General features: G+C 59.3%; 17 protein-coding genes and 1 tRNA gene. 8 read left to right on the top strand and 10 right to left on the bottom strand.

Translation table 11 applies throughout. The annotated features are described in order from the left end of the window. Positions 1-72: 72 nt before the first annotated feature. Positions 73-1350, top strand: coding sequence for a DNA-3-methyladenine glycosylase family protein (locus tag HMPREF3055_RS02650; protein ID WP_231840287.1), 1278 nt, complete (start codon positions 73-75; stop codon positions 1348-1350). A gap of 96 nt (positions 1351-1446) precedes the next feature. On the opposite strand, the gene trxA is transcribed toward HMPREF3055_RS02650, so the two are convergent. From trxA to HMPREF3055_RS02665, 3 genes are all read right to left on the bottom strand, one after another. After that, on the bottom strand, positions 1447-1824 hold the full coding sequence (trxA, locus tag HMPREF3055_RS02655; RefSeq protein WP_012902990.1) for a thioredoxin: 378 nt from the start codon (positions 1822-1824) through the stop codon (positions 1447-1449). A gap of 412 nt (positions 1825-2236) precedes the next feature. Next, positions 2237-2318 (bottom strand) — tRNA-Tyr (locus HMPREF3055_RS02660). A 237-nt stretch (positions 2319-2555) separates the two neighbouring features. Further along, entirely contained in the window at positions 2556-2942 is a 387-nt protein-coding gene (locus HMPREF3055_RS02665) for a hypothetical protein (RefSeq protein ID WP_012902988.1), read from the bottom strand. A gap of 141 nt (positions 2943-3083) precedes the next feature. Between HMPREF3055_RS02665 and HMPREF3055_RS02670 the strand changes: the two genes are divergently transcribed. Next, complete coding sequence (locus HMPREF3055_RS02670) at positions 3084-3575, top strand: YajQ family cyclic di-GMP-binding protein (protein ID WP_049341065.1); 492 nt, start codon at positions 3084-3086, stop codon at positions 3573-3575. 182 nt (positions 3576-3757) lie between these two features. On the opposite strand, the gene htpX is transcribed toward HMPREF3055_RS02670, so the two are convergent. Both htpX and HMPREF3055_RS02680 read right to left on the bottom strand, forming a co-directional pair. Next, positions 3758-4642 carry a zinc metalloprotease HtpX gene (gene htpX, locus HMPREF3055_RS02675; protein WP_005504807.1) on the bottom strand — a complete coding sequence of 295 codons (885 nt, stop codon included), beginning with the start codon at positions 4640-4642 and terminating at the stop codon, positions 3758-3760. A gap of 139 nt (positions 4643-4781) precedes the next feature. Then, a complete protein-coding gene (locus HMPREF3055_RS02680) occupies positions 4782-5045 on the bottom strand; it encodes a hypothetical protein (protein WP_005504804.1) in 264 nt (87 codons plus the stop codon). A gap of 194 nt (positions 5046-5239) precedes the next feature. On the opposite strand from HMPREF3055_RS02680, the gene HMPREF3055_RS02685 reads away from it, so the two are divergent. Next, complete coding sequence (locus HMPREF3055_RS02685; RefSeq protein WP_005504803.1) at positions 5240-5830, top strand: Fur family transcriptional regulator; 591 nt, start codon at positions 5240-5242, stop codon at positions 5828-5830. Between the two features lie 114 nt (positions 5831-5944). Here the strand turns inward: HMPREF3055_RS02685 and HMPREF3055_RS02690 are convergent, their stop codons facing one another. Next, the gene (locus HMPREF3055_RS02690; RefSeq protein ID WP_070737766.1) at positions 5945-7279 is read right to left on the bottom strand and encodes an SseB family protein; all 1335 of its coding nucleotides are present in this window, start codon (positions 7277-7279) and stop codon (positions 5945-5947) included. 280 nt (positions 7280-7559) lie between these two features. Here HMPREF3055_RS02690 and HMPREF3055_RS02695 point away from each other — a divergent pair, with 280 nt between their 5' ends. Both HMPREF3055_RS02695 and rarD read left to right on the top strand, forming a co-directional pair. After that, positions 7560-8897, top strand: coding sequence for a DUF6882 domain-containing protein (locus HMPREF3055_RS02695; RefSeq protein ID WP_070737769.1), 1338 nt, complete (start codon positions 7560-7562; stop codon positions 8895-8897). Positions 8898-9085: 188 nt separating this feature from the next. Continuing rightward, positions 9086-10057, top strand: a complete 972-nt coding sequence (gene rarD / locus HMPREF3055_RS02700; protein ID WP_049349172.1) for an EamA family transporter RarD — start codon at positions 9086-9088, stop codon at positions 10055-10057. A gap of 114 nt (positions 10058-10171) precedes the next feature. On the opposite strand, the gene HMPREF3055_RS09070 is transcribed toward rarD, so the two are convergent. From HMPREF3055_RS09070 to HMPREF3055_RS02715, 4 genes are all read right to left on the bottom strand, one after another. Continuing rightward, positions 10172-10315, bottom strand: a complete 144-nt coding sequence (locus tag HMPREF3055_RS09070; RefSeq protein ID WP_080974509.1) for a methionine/alanine import family NSS transporter small subunit — start codon at positions 10313-10315, stop codon at positions 10172-10174. An 8-nt stretch (positions 10316-10323) separates the two neighbouring features. Next, complete coding sequence (locus HMPREF3055_RS02705; RefSeq protein ID WP_005504797.1) at positions 10324-11907, bottom strand: sodium-dependent transporter; 1584 nt, start codon at positions 11905-11907, stop codon at positions 10324-10326. Between the two features lie 380 nt (positions 11908-12287). After that, entirely contained in the window at positions 12288-13349 is a 1062-nt protein-coding gene (locus HMPREF3055_RS02710; protein WP_049356287.1) for a polyprenyl synthetase family protein, read from the bottom strand. Positions 13350-13403: 54 nt separating this feature from the next. Then, entirely contained in the window at positions 13404-14135 is a 732-nt protein-coding gene (locus HMPREF3055_RS02715; protein ID WP_070737773.1) for a demethylmenaquinone methyltransferase, read from the bottom strand. Between the two features lie 276 nt (positions 14136-14411). Between HMPREF3055_RS02715 and HMPREF3055_RS02720 the strand changes: the two genes are divergently transcribed. The 3 genes from HMPREF3055_RS02720 to HMPREF3055_RS02730 all read left to right on the top strand — a co-directional run bounded on the left by HMPREF3055_RS02720 (position 14412) and on the right by HMPREF3055_RS02730 (position 17015). After that, positions 14412-15251: an ABC transporter substrate-binding protein gene (locus tag HMPREF3055_RS02720; protein ID WP_070674851.1), complete on the top strand. Its 840-nt coding sequence runs from the start codon at positions 14412-14414 to the stop codon at positions 15249-15251. A gap of 147 nt (positions 15252-15398) precedes the next feature. Further along, positions 15399-16202, top strand: a complete 804-nt coding sequence (locus HMPREF3055_RS02725) for an amino acid ABC transporter permease (RefSeq protein ID WP_005504788.1) — start codon at positions 15399-15401, stop codon at positions 16200-16202. A gap of 33 nt (positions 16203-16235) precedes the next feature. Further along, positions 16236-17015, top strand: a complete 780-nt coding sequence (locus HMPREF3055_RS02730) for an amino acid ABC transporter ATP-binding protein (RefSeq protein WP_070643043.1) — start codon at positions 16236-16238, stop codon at positions 17013-17015. Positions 17016-17034: the final 19 nt, after the last annotated feature.

Below are 17034 nucleotides of genomic sequence, written 5' to 3' on the forward strand. Positions count from 1 at the left end.
GCTTTTTGTATCTTGTCCCTCAAATATCTGCCCCGGATGCTAGGGCCCGGTTTGGGCGCATAGACTGGTGTGGTGAGTACGTTTCCTTCCTCAACCCCCGGCGGTGTCACCCCTAACTGTGCGGCCCTTGACAGCCACCCGGTAGCGGGTGCTCGGCGCATCCGGCATCCTTTGGCGGCAGCTGGTGTGCCCTATGCGCCAGCGCTTGCGGATGTTCTTCAGGAGCCTACCGTTCTTCACCAGCCGCGCGTTCAGGTTCGTACTCTCTCCTCCGCCGCTTCGCCCCTTCCGGGTGTCCTGGCTCCTGAGGTGTGCGAGGTTGTGATTGAGCCGCATGTTCCGGTGCAGTTGGCGCAGACGTTGGGGTCGCTACGTCGCGGCGCTCAGGATTTTTCGTATCGTGCGCTGAGCCGCGCGGATGGTGCTGAGAGAATCTGGTTGACGGCTCGCACGCCGTTTCACGAGTTCCCAGCGGTGCTGTACGTTGAACGAGTTGCGGAGACAGCCACGCTTCCCGAGACTCTCCCCTCCCTGCATCGCCTGCTGATGCGCCCGGTGCGTATTCGTATCTGGGTTTCTTATAGTGCCGCTGATCAGCAGATGCAGGCGCGAGCCGACCTTCAGGCGCTAGCGCAGGAAATGACGTACTGGCTGGGGTTGCACGACCCCGCCGAACAGTTCGGTGCTCTGTCTTCTTTTGAGTCTCTTCCGCCGCGTGTTCAGCAGGCGTGGCGGCAGAATCCGGGGCTCCGCCTCAGCGCTTCGGGGCAGCTGGACCGGCAGATGCTCAACGCCATTGTGGAGCAGCGCATCACCCAGACCGAAGCGTTCAGGACCTTAGGCTGGGTTCTGCGAAAGTACGGCTCCCCCGCCCCTTCGACCGGGTTGGGGAATCAGCCGGAGGGGATGCGCGTCTATCCAAGCGCCCGGACCCTGGCGACGATTCCTACCTGGGATTGGCATCGGGCTGGCGTTGATAAAAGCCGCTACGATGCCGTGTACGCTTACGCTCGTTCCGCAGAGTCTCTAAAAAACATTGCGGCAGAAGGCGACGTCGCACTTCTGGCGCGGAGCCTGCACGCTGTGCGCGGCGTGGGCCCGTGGAGTATTTCCGAGGCCCTGCAGCGTGTGTGCGGGCACCCGGATGCCATCAGCGTGGGCGACTACCATCTGGCGCACGCGGTCGGTGAGCTGTTCATAGGTCAGCGCACCGATGATGCGGGAATGCTCTCCCTGCTGGCGCCCTTTAGCCCGCATCGGCAGCGTCTGGTGCGGCTCATGCATGCTTCGGGCTTTTCGAAGCAGCGCTACGGGGCGCGCATGACCATTGAGGATCACCGCGACCGCTAACGCTCCTGCACCCTCACGAGGTTAAAAGGGGGCGGGGCGCCCCTGCCGGTTGTGCCGGCGGGTGCGCCCCGTTCAAGCTCTTTTGTGGTGGTGAGCTTACTTCTTCTCTGCAGAGCCCTCTGCTGCTGCGATCTCTGCACGGACCTTGTCCATGTCGAGCTCGCGGATCGAACCGATTACGGTCTCCAGCTGGTCTTCGCGCAGTGCGCCAGCCTGCTGGTATACCAGGATACCGTCACGGAAGCCCATGATGGTGGGGATGGAAGTGATGCCTGCTGCCTGAGCGAGCTGGCCCTGGTCCTCGGTGTCGACCTTGCCGAAAACAATGTCGCTGTGCTTCTCCGAAGCCGCCTCGTAGACGGGGGAGAACTGCTTGCAGGGACCGCACCAATCTGCCCAGAAGTCCAGGAAGACAATATCGTTGCTCTCGACGGTAGCAGTCAGGTTCTGCTGAGTAATTTCATTAGTAGCCATGAGATAAAGCTACACCCTCAAGACCCCAATCGCTAATTGTTCGCTCTGGGATTCAAACATGTGAAAGATATGACAAATTGCGGTCATAGTAAATACTTTTTGCGGCTGTTTCAGCCGGTTTACGGGCGTGTCGCGAATACTCTGGCGAATGTCCCTGTAGCCGAATGATGGAGGCGCCCGACCCGGCGGGCGAAGCCCCGTGGTCGTCCCCTACAGCATCCTGAGGAAAGCACCCAATGCGGGCACCCAGAAAATACGGGCGCAACCATGAAAGACCGTTGCTGTGGAAGACCACTGTGGTGGAAGATTACCGCGGTGGAAAGCAGCTGGGTTGGAAAGCGGCTGCGGAATCCGCTATAAAACTGGTTTTAGATACACAAAAGCCCGGTTACTTTCGTAACCGGGCTATTTGTGGCAGGGGAGGGATTCGAACCCCCGTAGGCAGTGCCAGCTGATTTACAGTCAGCCCCCTTTGGCCGCTCGGGTAACCTGCCGCCTAGCTAGGTGCTAGTTGCTCGCTCAAGCGAACAGAGACTACTCTACAGCAGTTTTAGGGACTTGTACACTTCACATAGGGTTTTGTGACGAAGGTTATATATCTGGTTGTATTTATCGTCTTTTCGTCACACAAGAGCGTCAGCGCACGCTCACCGCGCGCCCATATCTATCGCAGCGCCCACGCTCTCACCTTATGAATAAAGCCGCGAATAAAGCCACCGCCTACAGCAGTTTTAGAAGGAGCGGGAAGGAGTATCGCCATCCTGCTCAAGCAGAAGCACAATCTCCAGGTGCTCCAGATAGCGGCGCGCCTGCTCCACGGTGCACATGTCACCGGCAATCTCACGCTCCAGGTCACGGCGAACGCCACGGAAACGTGCCACCAGCGAAGGTTCCGTCAGGGTGATACCGATACCGTCAAAGAGAGAAGGCTCAGCATCTTCCTCGTGCAGGTCAAGGTGAATATCGTGGTGGTCAGGCTCGCTGAGGCGCTCAGCCTCAGGAATATCTTCGGGCTCAGCGCCCAGAGAGGTATGCAAGTCAATGAAGAGCAGGGTTTGCAGGTCGTGAGCTTCCTCGCTCGTGTGTGCGTCCGTTGCAGACAGGTTATGAATGGTCATATCTCTATTGTCCTCTTTTTAGGTTGGTAACGCCTGTAAAACAGGCCCGTATTTCTGTTAGTTAGCTGTGAACAAGAGCCCCAACCCGGTAGGCTAGTACTAACCGGTGCCAGTAGCACCTCATTCACGAAAGGAAAACCCATGGCTAGCGAATCCTCATTCGACATTGTGTCCAAGGTGGACAAGCAGGAAGTTTCTAACGCACTGCACCAGGCGCAGAAGGAAATCTCCCAGCGTTACGACTTCCGTGGCGTTGGCGCAGAAATCGACTACTCCGGCGACAAGATCCTCATCAAGGCAAACGCCGAAGAGCGCGCACTGGCAGTGCTGGACGTTTTCCAGTCCAAGCTGGTCAAGCGCGGCATCTCCCTGAAGTCCCTGGACTCCGGCAAGCCCTACGCATCCGGCAAGGAAATCCGCATCGAATGCTCCATCAAGGAAGGCATCGCGCAGGATCAGGCAAAGAAGATCTCCAAGATGATCCGCGAAGAGGGCCCCAAGGGCGTAAAGGCGAACATCCAGGGCGACGAGCTGCGCGTCTCCTCCAAGTCCCGCGATGACCTGCAGGAAGTCATTGCAATGCTCAAGTCCGCTGATCTTGAGATTGACCTGCAGTTCGTCAACTACCGCTAAGCTCAGGCGAGGCTCTCACCCTCTATCCCCGCCCAGCGATGGGTGAGGATAGAGGACTAGAAGCCGAAACGTAAAAATCCTCGGGGTGGCTACTTCCACAGTAGCCACCCCGAGGATTTTTTGTCTGCCAACCCGTCATCGCGGGTCATATTCACGCCCAGAGATGAGGGCGACAAAAAGACTTAGTACTGCCCCATCTCACGAGCCTGCTGCTGCAGACGCGCAATACGCTGGTCCATCGGCGGGTGAGTAGAGAGCATGTTCTTCAGCGAACCGAAGGGGTTCGCAATCATCATGGCGCTCGCCGCCTCCGTGTTGCGGTTGTTCGGGTCCATCGGATACATGGACACACCGCTCTCCAGCTTGTTCAGCGCCGAAGCCAGAGCCAGCGGATCACCGGTCAGACGTGCACCATCTTCGTCGGCATCAAATTCGCGGGTGCGGCTAATGGCCATCTGAATGACCTGCGTAGCAATGGGAGCCAGCATGGCAACCACGAACATGGCGAGGGGGTTGGCGCGTTCACCATCGCGGTTGGATCCGCCGAACATCGCGCCAAACGAGAGGAACTGAGCCACAGTACCGATAATGGAGGCGATACCCGCCGCCACCGAAGAGGTGAGGATATCGCGGTTGTACACGTGCATCAGCTCGTGGCCGAGCACGCCGCGCATCTCGCGCTCATCCAGCAACTGCAAAATACCCTCGGTGCAGCACACCGCCGCATTCTGCGGGTTACGACCGGTCGCGAACGCGTTCGGAGTCATGGTCGGTGCCACATAGAGGGCGGGCATGGGCTGGCCCGCGCGGGAGGACAGCTCCTCCACAATGTCGTAAAGCACCGGAACCTCTTCACGGCTGACCGGGTAAGCATTCATGGAACGCAGAGCAAGCTTATCGGAGTTCCAGTAGGTGTACGCGACCGAACCCAAGCTAAACAGGCCCATAACCCAGATGAAAATGGAGGTGCGGAAAGTCGCCGAAAGCAGGCCACCGATGAGCAGCATCATGCCCACCATGGAGCCCATCAACAGGGCAGTTTTCAGTCCGTTGTTATGGCTGTGCATGGGTATCCTCCTGAACAATTAGGTCAGTGCGTACAGCGTGTACTTGACTCTATAGAATACGTGCAAGCACCCGCGGGCGCACCTTATGGCACGCGGATTCACCCAGAGCGTCACCCATGCGCCGAAAGCGCGAGAAGAATTAGGGAATAGCGCCCGGAATATTCACCAGGGGCACCTGCTCCAGCACCTGCGCCGTAGCAGTGGGGAAAATACCCAGCAGCAGAATCGTGCCGTACGCGCCCAGAAAAAGGATGAAGAGCAGACCGAGCATCAGCTGACCCTCCAGATCAAAACCAGTGGTAGTACTGCGGTACTGGCCGTAAATCACCGGGGTCACGATGGGCACACCGAAGAGCAGAATCATCAGCAGAATGTAGATGGGGTTTGTGAAGTCGTACACCATGACCCTATCCTCCTTGATGGTGATTGCCGGTGCGGGTTACTCTAGGTTCTTTGATTGTACGGCATCTCTTCACGCCCGAGGCCGGGGTGAGGAGGGGTGCCACAGAGTGGATGAAAGGGACGCTCCACCGGCTTATTATGAATTTTTCATAAAATAATGATGAATTTCTCATAATAACGTGTAGACTTAAACCTATGACCGACGCAAAGACAACCTCCGACACGAAGAAGGCTCAAAGCCCAGACCATCACAACACCGGTTGCGCCCACACCACCGGCCTACCCCTGCTCTCCGCAATGAGCCCCGAACAGCTCGAAGAAGCATGGACCACCGGACTGCGCGCCAGGGGCCGCCGCGTCACCAAGCAGCGCCTCGCCGTACTCCACGCAGTGCAGGAACACCCGCACTCCACCGCCGACACCATCGTGCAGGCAGTCCGCGAGCGTATCCCCGCCATTACGGTTCAGTCGGTCTACGTGATTCTTGCCGACCTGACCGACATCGACCTGCTGCGTAAGTTTGAGCCGCCGGGAACCCCCGCCCTCTACGAAACCCGCACGGGCGACAACCACCACCACGCCTTCTGCGTACGTTGCGGCAAGGTCGAAGACGTGGACTGCGCGGTCGGCTCCGCACCCTGCCTGACCCCCAGCGATTTTCACGGCATGGCACTCTTCAGCGCAGACGTGCTCTATCAGGGCGTATGTGTAGACTGCCAGACCGAGCAGGAGGCGGCACTCGCCCGCACCCAGCAGGAAGCGGCAACGCGCATCCTGGCGGCATAACCCTATAGCCCCGGGAGTCTCGGGCAGGCTCGGTCATGAGAGCTTTTAAACCGTTGAGGCGGCGACACGAGTAGTGTCGCCGCCTCAACGGTTTAAGTTATTTAATGCAGGAGCTTAGGCACCCATGCGGGGCTGAGAGCCCACAATCTCCAGCAGCTCGCGAATCTGCGCCGCGGTCAACACCGTGGAGGGGTTAATCGCGTTCACCTTCACGCTCGGAGCACCAATCTCCAGGGCGTAACGCAGAATATCCAGGGCGTTCGCCGAACGCACCTCAATATGCGGATCCAGTGCCGCAATCTCAATGGGCGAAGTGAACACCAGCAGACTCTGCGGGTTGCCGTTCTCATCCGGGTCAAAGACGAAAGAGGTACCGGACGGGTCAGCCGGGTCAACACCCACCAGCAGCACGGACGCCGGGTACACCAGCGAGCCGAGTAGCATCTGCATGTTGTCCTGGGTCAGCGCCATCTTCGCGCCGTCGTTACGGGGCGAAGTGACAATCCACTGCACCTGAGCGCGCTCAATGTAGCACTCGTGGTCGGTGCCGGGGTCAACCACAATCAGGTCCAGCGCCTCGTTGCCGAGGAAATCGATAAAGACCTTCATCGCCGGTTCGCGCAGAATCAGCTCGTCGCCCTCGGACTCCTGACGCACGTAGCTCTTGCCAATGTGCTCGGAGGAGGAGAACACGCACAGCGCCTGCATACCGGTCTCGGGCATGCGAATAACCTGGTGGGTCAGCACCGACTCGGGGCCCATCGGGTCGGTCTCAGACGGAATCAGCAGGGAACCGGTCGCATCCAGTAGAACGTCGCCGCCGAGCATCGTGCGAACCACGTTAATGAGGGTTCGCTCCTGCACATCGTTACGGAACGTCTCAAGAGCGGCGACCAGGTAGGGGTTCGGAATCTCGTGCTCGCTCGAAGACAGCGCTGCGGCGGCAGAGTGGCGGGCGCGACCCTCCATACGTTCACGAGCCCAGGCGGGAATACGCGACGCGTCACGCGGGAACTCAGTCAGGTGCTCACGCACGTCGGTCGCGGTCAGGGTGCCTTCATTCTTCCAGCTGGCGGGCTCATCGTCACGGTTATAGGAGGCACCCACGCTGAACTGCGGGTTCGGCCAGCCGGTTGCCGCCACCACAATGGAGGCGGTGAACCAGGTGCCGCGGTTACCGTCGTAGGCGGCACGCTGCAACTTGCGAACCTCAGCAATAATGGGCGAGCCGTCCTTGAGCGGGCCGATAGTGCCAATGAACTCTTCACCGTCGCGGAATTCACGCACACGCACGAAAATCTGACCTGCCAGAGGTTTGACGTCCAGCACCATTTCGCTCCAGCCGGGGTCAACACTAACGACATCCAGCAGCCAGCTTCCAATGTTGTTCAGCGCATCCTGGATGCGCGCGGCGCGGCTACTCGTCTCGGCGAGGCGGGGTTCAGTCATAGTTCATACATCCTTGAGTGTGAATACGGCGCGGCTGGAGGCATCCGTGTTCGGTCGTAGTGTCGGCTTACAGGGTGCCGGAAGAAGCCGTCTCTTCGATTCTAACGAACACAGGCACTCCACGCAGATAGTTTACGCCGAAAGATATATGCTCTACCTCTCCCCTACACCTCTTACAGACGGTGCATTCGACCCTCTTAACGTCCAATACGCCTAAAGCGCACCCCAAAACCGGGGATACACGGCATAGTGAACGCTAAAAGGTTGATAATCTTGAAGCATGACGAATTCTCTGCAGGACCTTATCGACGCATCGATCTTTATCTCCACCGAGTACCAGGCTCGACTCGCTGAGCTCGTGGGTACCTCCGAGTGGAACGTGGATTTCACCTCCCAGTCTCTGGATTTTGAGACCACTCCCCCGCTTTCGCTCAAGCCGCACCTGCTGGGCACCGAATCCGAGAACCGCGGTACTTGGATTTGGTCTTGGCAGCAGCTGGGCTACTTCCCCGACTCCGTTGTTTCCGCTGCTATTCAGGCGCGCGAAACCGGTGAGCGTGACGGCCTGGCCGAACTGACCACCGACGAGCTGCCCCTCTCCGAGTCCCTGGCACGCCGCCTGACCCTGGCAACCAAGACCATCAGCGGCCTGTACGCACACTACCCGCTGCCCGCGGGCGCTGGCGTGCGCGCATGGACCCTGCTGGAGGGTGCCGAGCTGACCCTCGAGGCCCCGACCTACAAGGGTATCGGTCGCGTAATCGCGAAGACCCTGCAGAGCGAAGAAATCCACAACCAGGTTCTGGCGGTGGACTCCTACGCTCAGCAGCGCGGCTTCCACATCGCCTGGGACACCGAGGCAACCGCCGTGCTGACCGCAACCGACGGTGCCCTGCGCCTGTGGTTCGACGAGGGTCGCATCAGCGGCATCGAGCAGGCTGAGCCCCAGGTTGGCCCCGAGGTTCTGGAGCAGTGCGCAGCCGCTGCCGCACAGCGTCGCGAATCCCTCGCCGCACTGCGCGCCGAGATTGAGCGCGTGGCAGCCGCAGAGGCAGCCGCTCAGAACGCACAGCGCGAGCAGGAGGCAGCAGAACGCGCCGCCGCACGTGCCGAGGCCGAAGCTGAGCGCGCGGTCGAGATCGCCGAGCACGCACCGGTCGCAGAGACCGAGGTACCCGGCGTCGAGAGCACCGAGAACCTCTACCCCGCCGACGAGGCTCCCTTCGATCAGGAGCCGGCAGAGTACGCAGAGCCCGGCTTGGTCACCGTGGAGACCCTGCCCGGCGAGTACGAGGCAGAGGAGACCGAGCAGGCTCGCGTCTACACTGACGAGTCCATCGGCGCCGAGCAGCCCGAGTACGAGACCGTTGAGGCTTCCGCAGAGTACGCTGAGGAGCCGGTCGCCGTTGAGACTGTAGCTGAGCAGCCCGTCGAGGTCGAGCAGGATGCAGCAGAATACGAAGAGCAGCACGTGGAGCCCATCCGCAACGCTGGCGCAGCTCCCGATCTGCAGGCAGAACACGAAGAGGCAGCCCGCCGCGAGCAGGAAGAAACTGCACGCCGCGAGGCAGAGCAGCCCAAGAAGAAGGGCTTCTTCTCCCGCTTCTTCGGTCTCTAAACCGAATACGCAGCATTCCTCAGGCGCGGTATCCTCGTGGTACCGCGCCTGCGGCGTCCCTAGCGTATGCTGCACCCCGTATCGGGTACAGTAGTGTGCGCGCATCGAAACCTGTGTGGGTACCCAGCTGGCGCATCCCGATGAATAGCTTAGAAGAACGTAACCGAAGAATCAGGTCAGACGAAACCATGTCAGAAACGCAGAAGCACACCACCCGCAACGGGTTTATCACCATCATCGGCACCTACATCATTTGGGGTCTGCTCCCCCTGTATTTTGTGCTGATGGCGCCGGCAGGACCGATTGAGATTGTGGTGGCGCGAGTGGTCTTCTCCCTCATTTTCTGCGCCCTGCTACTACCGATTGTGCGGGCAACCGCGGACTTCCGCCGCGCCCTCAAGGATCGCCGCATCATGCTGGTACTGACGGCGGCATCGTTCCTCATCTGCGCGAACTGGCTTATCTACGTGATGGCAACAACCAGCGGTCACACGATTGATGCGTCCCTGGGATATTTCATTAACCCGCTGGTCTCCGTGGTGCTGGGCGTGATTTTCCTGCAGGAGCGCCTGCGCGCCGCGCAGTGGGTATCCGTCGCAATTTCATGTATCGCGGTGCTGATGATGAGCCTCATCTATGGTCAGGTGCCCTGGACGGGTCTGGGCCTGGCGTTCTCCTTCGGCATCTACGGCCTGCTCAAGGCACGCGTAGCCCACGACGTGAGCCCCATCGTTTCACTCTCTCTCGAAACTCTGATTCTGGCGCCCTTCGGCATTGCCGCCCTCTTTGTGCTCAATGCTCAGGGACAAATGACCCTCTTCAGCGAAGGTGCCGGGCACTTCTGGCTTCTCGCATCCACCGGCGTGGTCACCGTTGTGCCCCTCATGCTCTTTGCGGCGGCAACCAAGGCGCTACCGCTGTCAGTCATTGGCATGGTGCAGTACCTGGGCCCGACCATCCAATTTGTTCTGGCGCTGACCGTTCTGCACGAGCAGATGAGCGCCGATAAGGTGCTGGGTCTGAGCCTCATCTGGATTGCGCTCATCATTTTCACCGTGGATGCGGTGCGTGCCTCCCGCTCCTACCGCGCCTCCGCGCTGTCCGACCCGGAAACCGGCATGATCCCGCTCGTAAAAGCTGAAGACGTACAGAGCAAGTAGCTCTCCCCAACCCGGCTAAAACACTGTCCCGCACAAAATACACTCCCGCATAAAACACAGTGATGCCCCGCAGACGTTAGCCTGCGGGGCATCACTATATATCGCGTTCACACGCTAAAGCTCAGAGCCCTGAGCCTCAGCAGCATCGTCGAGAGCATCCAGATCCGGCTGACGGTGCAGGTTCAGCAGAGCCAAACCCAGGCCACCCCAAATGATCAGGATTGCCACAACGAGCATCACAATTGCAGAGATAGACATGAGGGCTCCTAACGGGTAATGGTCGAATCAACGTGGCCGTGCTCCACCTGACCGGAAATCACCGGAGGCGCCGGCGGCTCTTCAGCCGCACGAGACTTCTTCGACCAGGGCAGAAGAGAAACAACGATCGCACCAACCAGAAGCAGTGCGCTCATACCCCAACCGAAAATCGCCAGCAGATCCGCGGGGTAACCCTCATACGGGGTCGCAATCAGCTTGATAACGCTCTGAATCAGAGAGTAACCCAGAATCAGCGGGGTCACGACAGCCAGCAGACCCATCCAGATCTTGCCGACCTTGATGGAGGAGTAGCGGTTCAGGTGATCAGCCAGAGCGGGCAGTGCGCGCACCACGTATGCAACCACGATAATGGCGCACAGGCCGGCTGCCAGAATGCCGAAGAGGTTCACGAAGTTATCGAGAATATCCAGCACGTACAGGCCGGTGGTGGTCGGCATCAGCAGCAGCGAAATCAGAGCCATCGGAACAATCACCAGAATGGTAGACGCCAGACGGGAGGTCGCGAACTTATCCTGAATACCGGCGATAATCACCTCAAGAATTGAAATGAGGGAGGTGAAACCAGCAAAGAGCAGGGAGCCGAAGAAGAGGATACCGATCAGCACGCCGCCGGGTGCCTGAGAAATAATGGTCGGGAACGCGATGAACGCCAGACCAATACCGCTGGTCGCAACCTCGCTCACCTGGGTGCCAGCAGCCTGAGCCATGAAGCCCAGAGCAGCGAACACACCAATACCAGCAAGAAGCTCGAAACCGGAGTTCGCGAAACCAACCACAGCACCGGAACCGGTCAAGTCAGTCTTAGGCTTCAGGTAGGAAGAGTAGGTGACCATAATGCCGAAGCCAATGGACAGCGAGAAGAAAATCTGGCCGTACGCAGCAACCCACACGTCCGGGTTAGCCAGGGAGTCCCAGCTGGGGGTGAACAGAGCGTTCAGACCGTCCACAGCGCCGGGCAGGGTCAGCGAGTAAATCACCAAACCAACGAACATGACCAGCAGCAGCGGGATGAAGATAATGTTGGCTGCGCCCACGCCCTTCTGAACACCCAGAGCCATCACAGCGAGCAGAACGCCCCACACCAGAACCATGGGAATCAGGATGTTCATGTTGAAGTCCAGGGAGACGCCGGGATCCTTTGCGACCTTCAAGAACTCGCCCTGGAAGAACGCCTTCGGGTTATCGCCCCACTCATTGGTGAAGGAGAAAACCATGTAACGCAGAGCCCACGCCACAATAGCGGCGTAGTAGATAGCGATGACAAAGTTGATACCCATGTGCCACCAGCCAATGAACTCGGTCTTACGGTTCAGACGGCGGAAAGCCAGCGGGGACGACGCACGCGCACGGTGACCGATTGCGTAGTCAAAGAACAGGAAGGTCAGACCGGCGGTCAGCAGGGCGACAATATAGGGAATCATGAAGGCGCCGCCGCCGTTATCAAATGCGATGTAGGGGAAACGCCAAATATTGCCCAGACCAACAGCAGAACCGATGGCGGCAAAGATAAAGACGCGACGGCTAGAGAAGCCTTCGCGCTTCGTGGGCGCCTTAGGGGTAGATGCTCCCATAGTTGTAAACCTCGAATGTGTGGGGACGCGGATGGTTGGTGCGAGAATAACCCGTCGGAGTGGTGGGCTCTGCTCGCGTCCAGAAATAGTAAACGGCTCTCCAACACGGGGTGGGCGTGGAAGCCGTCAAACGTCTGAAGGGTGGATGTGCGCCTCAGGCATGCCTATAAGGATTACCTTAAAGGCATATAGCGGTCAAGGAGACCCCAGCATACGGAACTATGCGGGACAGGGCACCCGCTCATACCTGCCCTGAAAACCGGTACTGACTAGCCATAATGCAGAAAACCCCCGCTGAATCTGACTGGATTCAGCGGGGGTTTTGAAGTATGAGACGCATCAGCGCTTACGCCAGCGCACACGTTACGTGGTGAGGCATTTTAGCCCTCGCGGTGAACCACAGCGTGAGCGAAGGACTCCAGCGCAGCCTTCGCGGTGGACTCGGGCAACGGAGCAATCGCGGCAATCGCGCGGTCCGCCCAGTCGTAAGCAATCTGCCATGCTTCCTGGGTGACCGGGTGGGCGGCGAGCGCCTCCACAGCGGTCTCCAGAGCCTCGTCGGAGCTGAGGTCTGCATCCAGCAGGGCGCGAACAGCAATAGCAGATTCGTCGCCGGCGGCTACCGCGCGGTCCAGCAGGATGGTCGGCAGGGTCGGCACGCCCTCGCGCAGGTCGGTGCCGCGGGTCTTACCGCTGGTCTTGCCGTCGCTCACAATGTCAATCACGTCGTCAGCCAGCTGGAATGCCACGCCGACCAGCTCGCCGTACGCCTTGACCATGGAGATGACGTCTTCGGAAGCGCCCGAAAGCAGGGAGCCGTACTCACCGGCAGCGGCAATCAGGGAACCGGTCTTACCCTCAATGACCGCGATGTAGTGGTCGAGCAGGTCCTGGCCCTCGCGGGGGCCGGTGGTCTCAAAGAGCTGACCGAGCACCAGACGCTCAAAGGTCTGGGACTGAATCTTCATGGGGCGGGTACCCAGCTCGGAGACCAGCAGGGATGCGCGGGAGAAGATCAGGTCACCGGTGAGAATGGCGACGGAGTTGCCCCAAATCATCTGGGCGCTGTCCACACCACGGCGCTTGGGGGCGTCGTCCATAACATCGTCGTGGTAGAGGGTTGCCAGGTGAGTCAGCTCAACGACCACGGCGGCCTCGATAACCTCGTCGTTGATTTCGCCGTCGACAGCTGCCGAGAGCAGCGCCAGCAGGGGACGCACACGCTTGCCGCCCGCGGAGAGCAGGTGGCGGGATGCAACATCCGCCAGGTGATCGGTCTGTGCGATGGCTTCTGCCAGGCGCTCCTCAATACGCGCGAGGGAGGAAAGAATCTGCGGACCCAGCTTGGGGTCTGCGGCGATGAGTTCGAAGCCTGCAGGAAGCTTCAGGTCGAGGTCTCCCAGCAGGTCGGTTGCGGCAATGGGCTGCTCTGCGTTGCTCACGGTGTCTTCTATCTTCTTGGTGTTGGTGTCTTCGGTGGTGTGTGAACGCGGTGTCTATGCGTTGTGTGCTTCAGGCTTGAAACCGCGGTGAATGGCGACGATGCCGCCGGTGAGGTTGCGGTACTGCACGGAGGTGAAGCCCGCCTCCTTGAACTTCTGCGCCAGTTCCTGCTGGTTGGGCCAGGCGATGATGGACTCGGCGAGGTATTCGTAGGATTCGGGGTTGGAGGAGATTGCGCGGGCAATCGGCGGAATCGCCTTCATGATGTAGTTCTTGTAGACCGCGCCGAAGGGGGCGAAGGTCGGGGTGGAGAACTCGAGGATGACGATGCGTCCGCCGGGCTTGAGCACGCGGTAGATTTCGCTCAGTGCCTTGGGGTAGTCTGCGACGTTGCGCAGGCCGTAGGACATGGTGACTGCGTCGAAGGATTCGTCCTCGAAAGGCAGGGCGGTGACGTCCGCCTGCACGAAGGTCATGTCGGGGCGACGGCGGCGGCCAACATCCAGCATGCCTTCGGAGAGGTCGGCTGCGATGACGTCTACGCCTGCGTCGGCGAAGGGCTCGGAGGAGACGCCGGTACCTGCGGCTACGTCCAGCACTTTCTGGCCGGGGTGTGCGTCGACGGCAGCGACAGCCTGCTTGCGCCAGTAGATGTGCTGGCCGAGGGAGAGGATGCCGTTCATGAGGTCGTAGCGTTCGGCGACGGTATCAAACATGGCGGCGATGTCGCTGGTTTTCTTATCTAGGGTTGCGCGGGTTGCGCGGGTGTTCTTCTCTGCGTTCACGCTCTCAATTGTGGCATGGAGGTTAGGGGATTCGATAGTTGGGTGAACCGTAGTTGCATCATGTGGCGTGCTAAGGGGCGTGCCGTGAAGGTTTTTGAGTCGTTCAGACGGGGTTTTATTCACTCTTTAAGGGTTGATTTATGCATATTCAGCAAAAATTTATGAATATTTATGTATGTGCTTGCATTTTTTAACATGCGGGCGCACAATAGACTCTAGATTTCATAGAACGCACCACTCAACGAGTGAACGCACACCCCACACAGGAGCATCCCAATGAACACCGCATCCCTCAAGAAGGCATCCCTCAAGCCCCTCGCACTACTGGCAGTACTACCCCTGGCACTGACCGGCTGCGTCTCCACCGCCAACGAAAACTCCGACGCCAACGGCGAGGTCAGCCTCGTCAAGTCCGGCACCCTCAGCGTCTGCACCAACACCCCCTACAAGCCCTTCGAATACGAAGAAAACGGCACCATCGTCGGCCTGGACGCAGACATCGCCAACGCTATCGCCTCCGACCTGGGCGTGAAGGCTCAGCTGACCTCCATCAGCTTCGAGGGTCTGGACTCCGGTACCGGTCTTGCCACCGGTCAGTGCGATATCGCCCTGGCGGGTATCGGCGTGACCGATGAACGTAAGAGCAAGATGGAATTCACCACCGTCTACTTCGACGACAACCTGGCAATCCTGGTCCCCAAGGGTTCCTCCATCACCTCCGCCGCAGACCTGAAGGGCGTGAGCGTTGGTGCGCAGCAGGCAACCAGCGGTGAAACCTACGCCAAGGAAAACGGTGCAGAGGTCATCCAGTACGAAGACACCTCCCTCATGTTCTCCGCTCTGAAGACCGGTCAGGTCAAGGCAGTCGCAGCGAACCTCTCCGTGGTGTCCGAGGCGCTGACCAACGACCCGGACTCCTTCAAGATTGCCTACCAGGATTCCGAGAACACCGAGCAGATTGCCGCAGCAGTTTCCTCCAACAACAAGGCACTGCTGACCAAGGCAAACGCCACCATCGCCAAGCTCAAGGAAAACGGCGAACTCGACAAGATTAAGGCAAAGTGGGTTGGTGCCACTTCCTCCACCTCCGCGAGCGCCTCTTCCTCCGCTTCCTAAGCATCTAGCCGGTTAGTCTCTCCCCCAATTCAGGAGTACCCTTATTACTTTTGGGTTGGGGGATTCTCCGGCCTTCACCCTTGTGAGCGTGTAGAACGCTCTTGACCGAACAGCACACGGATAAACAGCACACGGATAAGAAAACGCATGTCCTCTAAACTCTCACCCCGTCAGAAGCAGAAGCTCTTCCGCTACGCACAGTACGCCCTTCTGGCAGTTATCGCCCTGGCAGCCATTCTTCTGGCTGACTGGAAGACCCTCAGCCAGCAGGTATTCAACCTGGACGTTGCGGCTCAGCAGTTCCCTGACGTCATCACCGTGGCGTTGAAGAACACCCTGCTGTACACCACCTTGGGCTTCATCGTGGGCCTCTCCGGCGGTCTGCTGCTGGCGCTCATGCGTATTTCCTCTATCGCTCCCTACCGTTGGATTGCGACCCTGTACGTGGAGCTTTTCCGCGGCATCCCGGCACTGCTGGTCTTCTTCGCGTTCGGTTACGGTATTCCCCTGGCGTTCAAGATCCGCTTCGTGGATAACCTGATTCCGGTGACCCTGTCCCTGGGTATGGTTTCGGCTGCTTACATTAGTGAGGTTCTGCGTGCGGGCCTGCAGGCGATCCCGAAGGGCCAGATGGAGGCGGCACGCTCCCTGGGCATGTCCCACACTCGCGCGATGATTTCGATCATTATTCCCCAGGCGTTCCGCGTGGTTCTGCCCCCGCTGACCAACGAGGTTATCCTGCTGACCAAGGACTCCTCCCTCGTGTACCTGCTGGGTGTGACGGTTTCTCAGTACGAGCTGGCGAAGTTCGGCCGTGAGGGCCTGACCGCCGCTAACGCGGGCCTAACTCCCCTGGTGGTTGCGGGTCTGTGCTACCTGATTATCACTGTTCCGCTGGGCCAGCTCTCCGCATACTTTGAGCGCCGCACCCAGCTTGCGGGCCGCAAATAAGCGCAACGACAGATACGGATTACGGAAGATACTATGACTGTTTCAACTTCATCCATGGCCGCCTCCTCGGTGCGCATTTCTAACCTGCACAAGTCCTACGGCAAGGTTCAGGTTCTCAAGGGCATTGACATGCAGGTCAAGCCGGGCGAGGTCGTGTGCCTTATCGGCCCTTCGGGTTCCGGTAAGTCCACCCTGCTGCGTTGCGTGAACCTGCTGGAGGAGCCGAATGACGGCACCATCATGGTGGGCGATACCGAGGTCACCGACCCGGACGTAGACATTAACCGCGTGCGTACCCACATGGGTATGGTGTTCCAGCAGTTCAACCTGTTCGGCCACCTGAACATTCTGGATAACTGCACGATCGCTCAGATTAAGGTTCTGGGCCGTTCCAAGGCTGAGGCGGAGGCGGTTGCCCTCGAGCAGCTCGCCAAGGTTGGTCTGGAAGGCAAGGAAGACCGCTTCCCGGCTCAGCTGTCCGGTGGTCAGCAGCAGCGTGTGGCTATTGCGCGTGCGCTGTCTATGAACCCGGACCTGATGCTCTTCGATGAGCCGACCAGTGCACTCGACCCGGAGATGGTCGGCGAGGTTCTGAGCATTATGCGCAACCTTGCTGACGAGGGCATGACCATGATCGTGGTAACTCACGAGATGGCGTTCGCCCGCGAGGTCGCCGATAAGGTCGTCTTCATGGCCGATGGCGTGGTCGTGGAGGAGGGTCCCGCCGATCAGGTGATTGGCAACCCCCAGCACGAACGTACTCAGGCTTTCTTGGCGCGCGTGCTCGATCCGACCCACGCCGTAGTAGACTAGTACTAGCTCTTGAAAAACG

The sequence above is a fragment of the Rothia sp. HMSC061C12 genome, assembly GCF_001815755.1.
Taxonomy (GTDB): Bacteria; Actinomycetota; Actinomycetes; order Actinomycetales; family Micrococcaceae; genus Rothia; species Rothia mucilaginosa.

Excerpts from the sequence above, each read along its gene's own strand:
- trxA (WP_012902990.1), bottom strand. The coding sequence starts at position 1,824 with ATGGCTACTAATGAAATTACTCAGCAGAACCTGACTGCTACCGTCGAG.
- HMPREF3055_RS02665 (WP_012902988.1), bottom strand. The coding sequence starts at position 2,942 with ATGACCATTCATAACCTGTCTGCAACGGACGCACACACGAGCGAGGAA.
- HMPREF3055_RS02670 (WP_049341065.1), top strand. The coding sequence starts at position 3,084 with ATGGCTAGCGAATCCTCATTCGACATTGTGTCCAAGGTGGACAAGCAG.
- htpX (WP_005504807.1), bottom strand. The coding sequence starts at position 4,642 with ATGCACAGCCATAACAACGGACTGAAAACTGCCCTGTTGATGGGCTCC.
- HMPREF3055_RS02680 (WP_005504804.1), bottom strand. The coding sequence starts at position 5,045 with ATGGTGTACGACTTCACAAACCCCATCTACATTCTGCTGATGATTCTG.
- HMPREF3055_RS02685 (WP_005504803.1), top strand. The coding sequence starts at position 5,240 with ATGACCGACGCAAAGACAACCTCCGACACGAAGAAGGCTCAAAGCCCA.
- HMPREF3055_RS02690 (WP_070737766.1), bottom strand. The coding sequence starts at position 7,279 with ATGACTGAACCCCGCCTCGCCGAGACGAGTAGCCGCGCCGCGCGCATC.
- HMPREF3055_RS02695 (WP_070737769.1), top strand. The coding sequence starts at position 7,560 with ATGACGAATTCTCTGCAGGACCTTATCGACGCATCGATCTTTATCTCC.
- rarD (WP_049349172.1), top strand. The coding sequence starts at position 9,086 with ATGTCAGAAACGCAGAAGCACACCACCCGCAACGGGTTTATCACCATC.
- HMPREF3055_RS09070 (WP_080974509.1), bottom strand. The coding sequence starts at position 10,315 with ATGTCTATCTCTGCAATTGTGATGCTCGTTGTGGCAATCCTGATCATT.
- HMPREF3055_RS02705 (WP_005504797.1), bottom strand. The coding sequence starts at position 11,907 with ATGGGAGCATCTACCCCTAAGGCGCCCACGAAGCGCGAAGGCTTCTCT.
- HMPREF3055_RS02720 (WP_070674851.1), top strand. The coding sequence starts at position 14,412 with ATGAACACCGCATCCCTCAAGAAGGCATCCCTCAAGCCCCTCGCACTA.
- HMPREF3055_RS02725 (WP_005504788.1), top strand. The coding sequence starts at position 15,399 with ATGTCCTCTAAACTCTCACCCCGTCAGAAGCAGAAGCTCTTCCGCTAC.
- HMPREF3055_RS02730 (WP_070643043.1), top strand. The coding sequence starts at position 16,236 with ATGACTGTTTCAACTTCATCCATGGCCGCCTCCTCGGTGCGCATTTCT.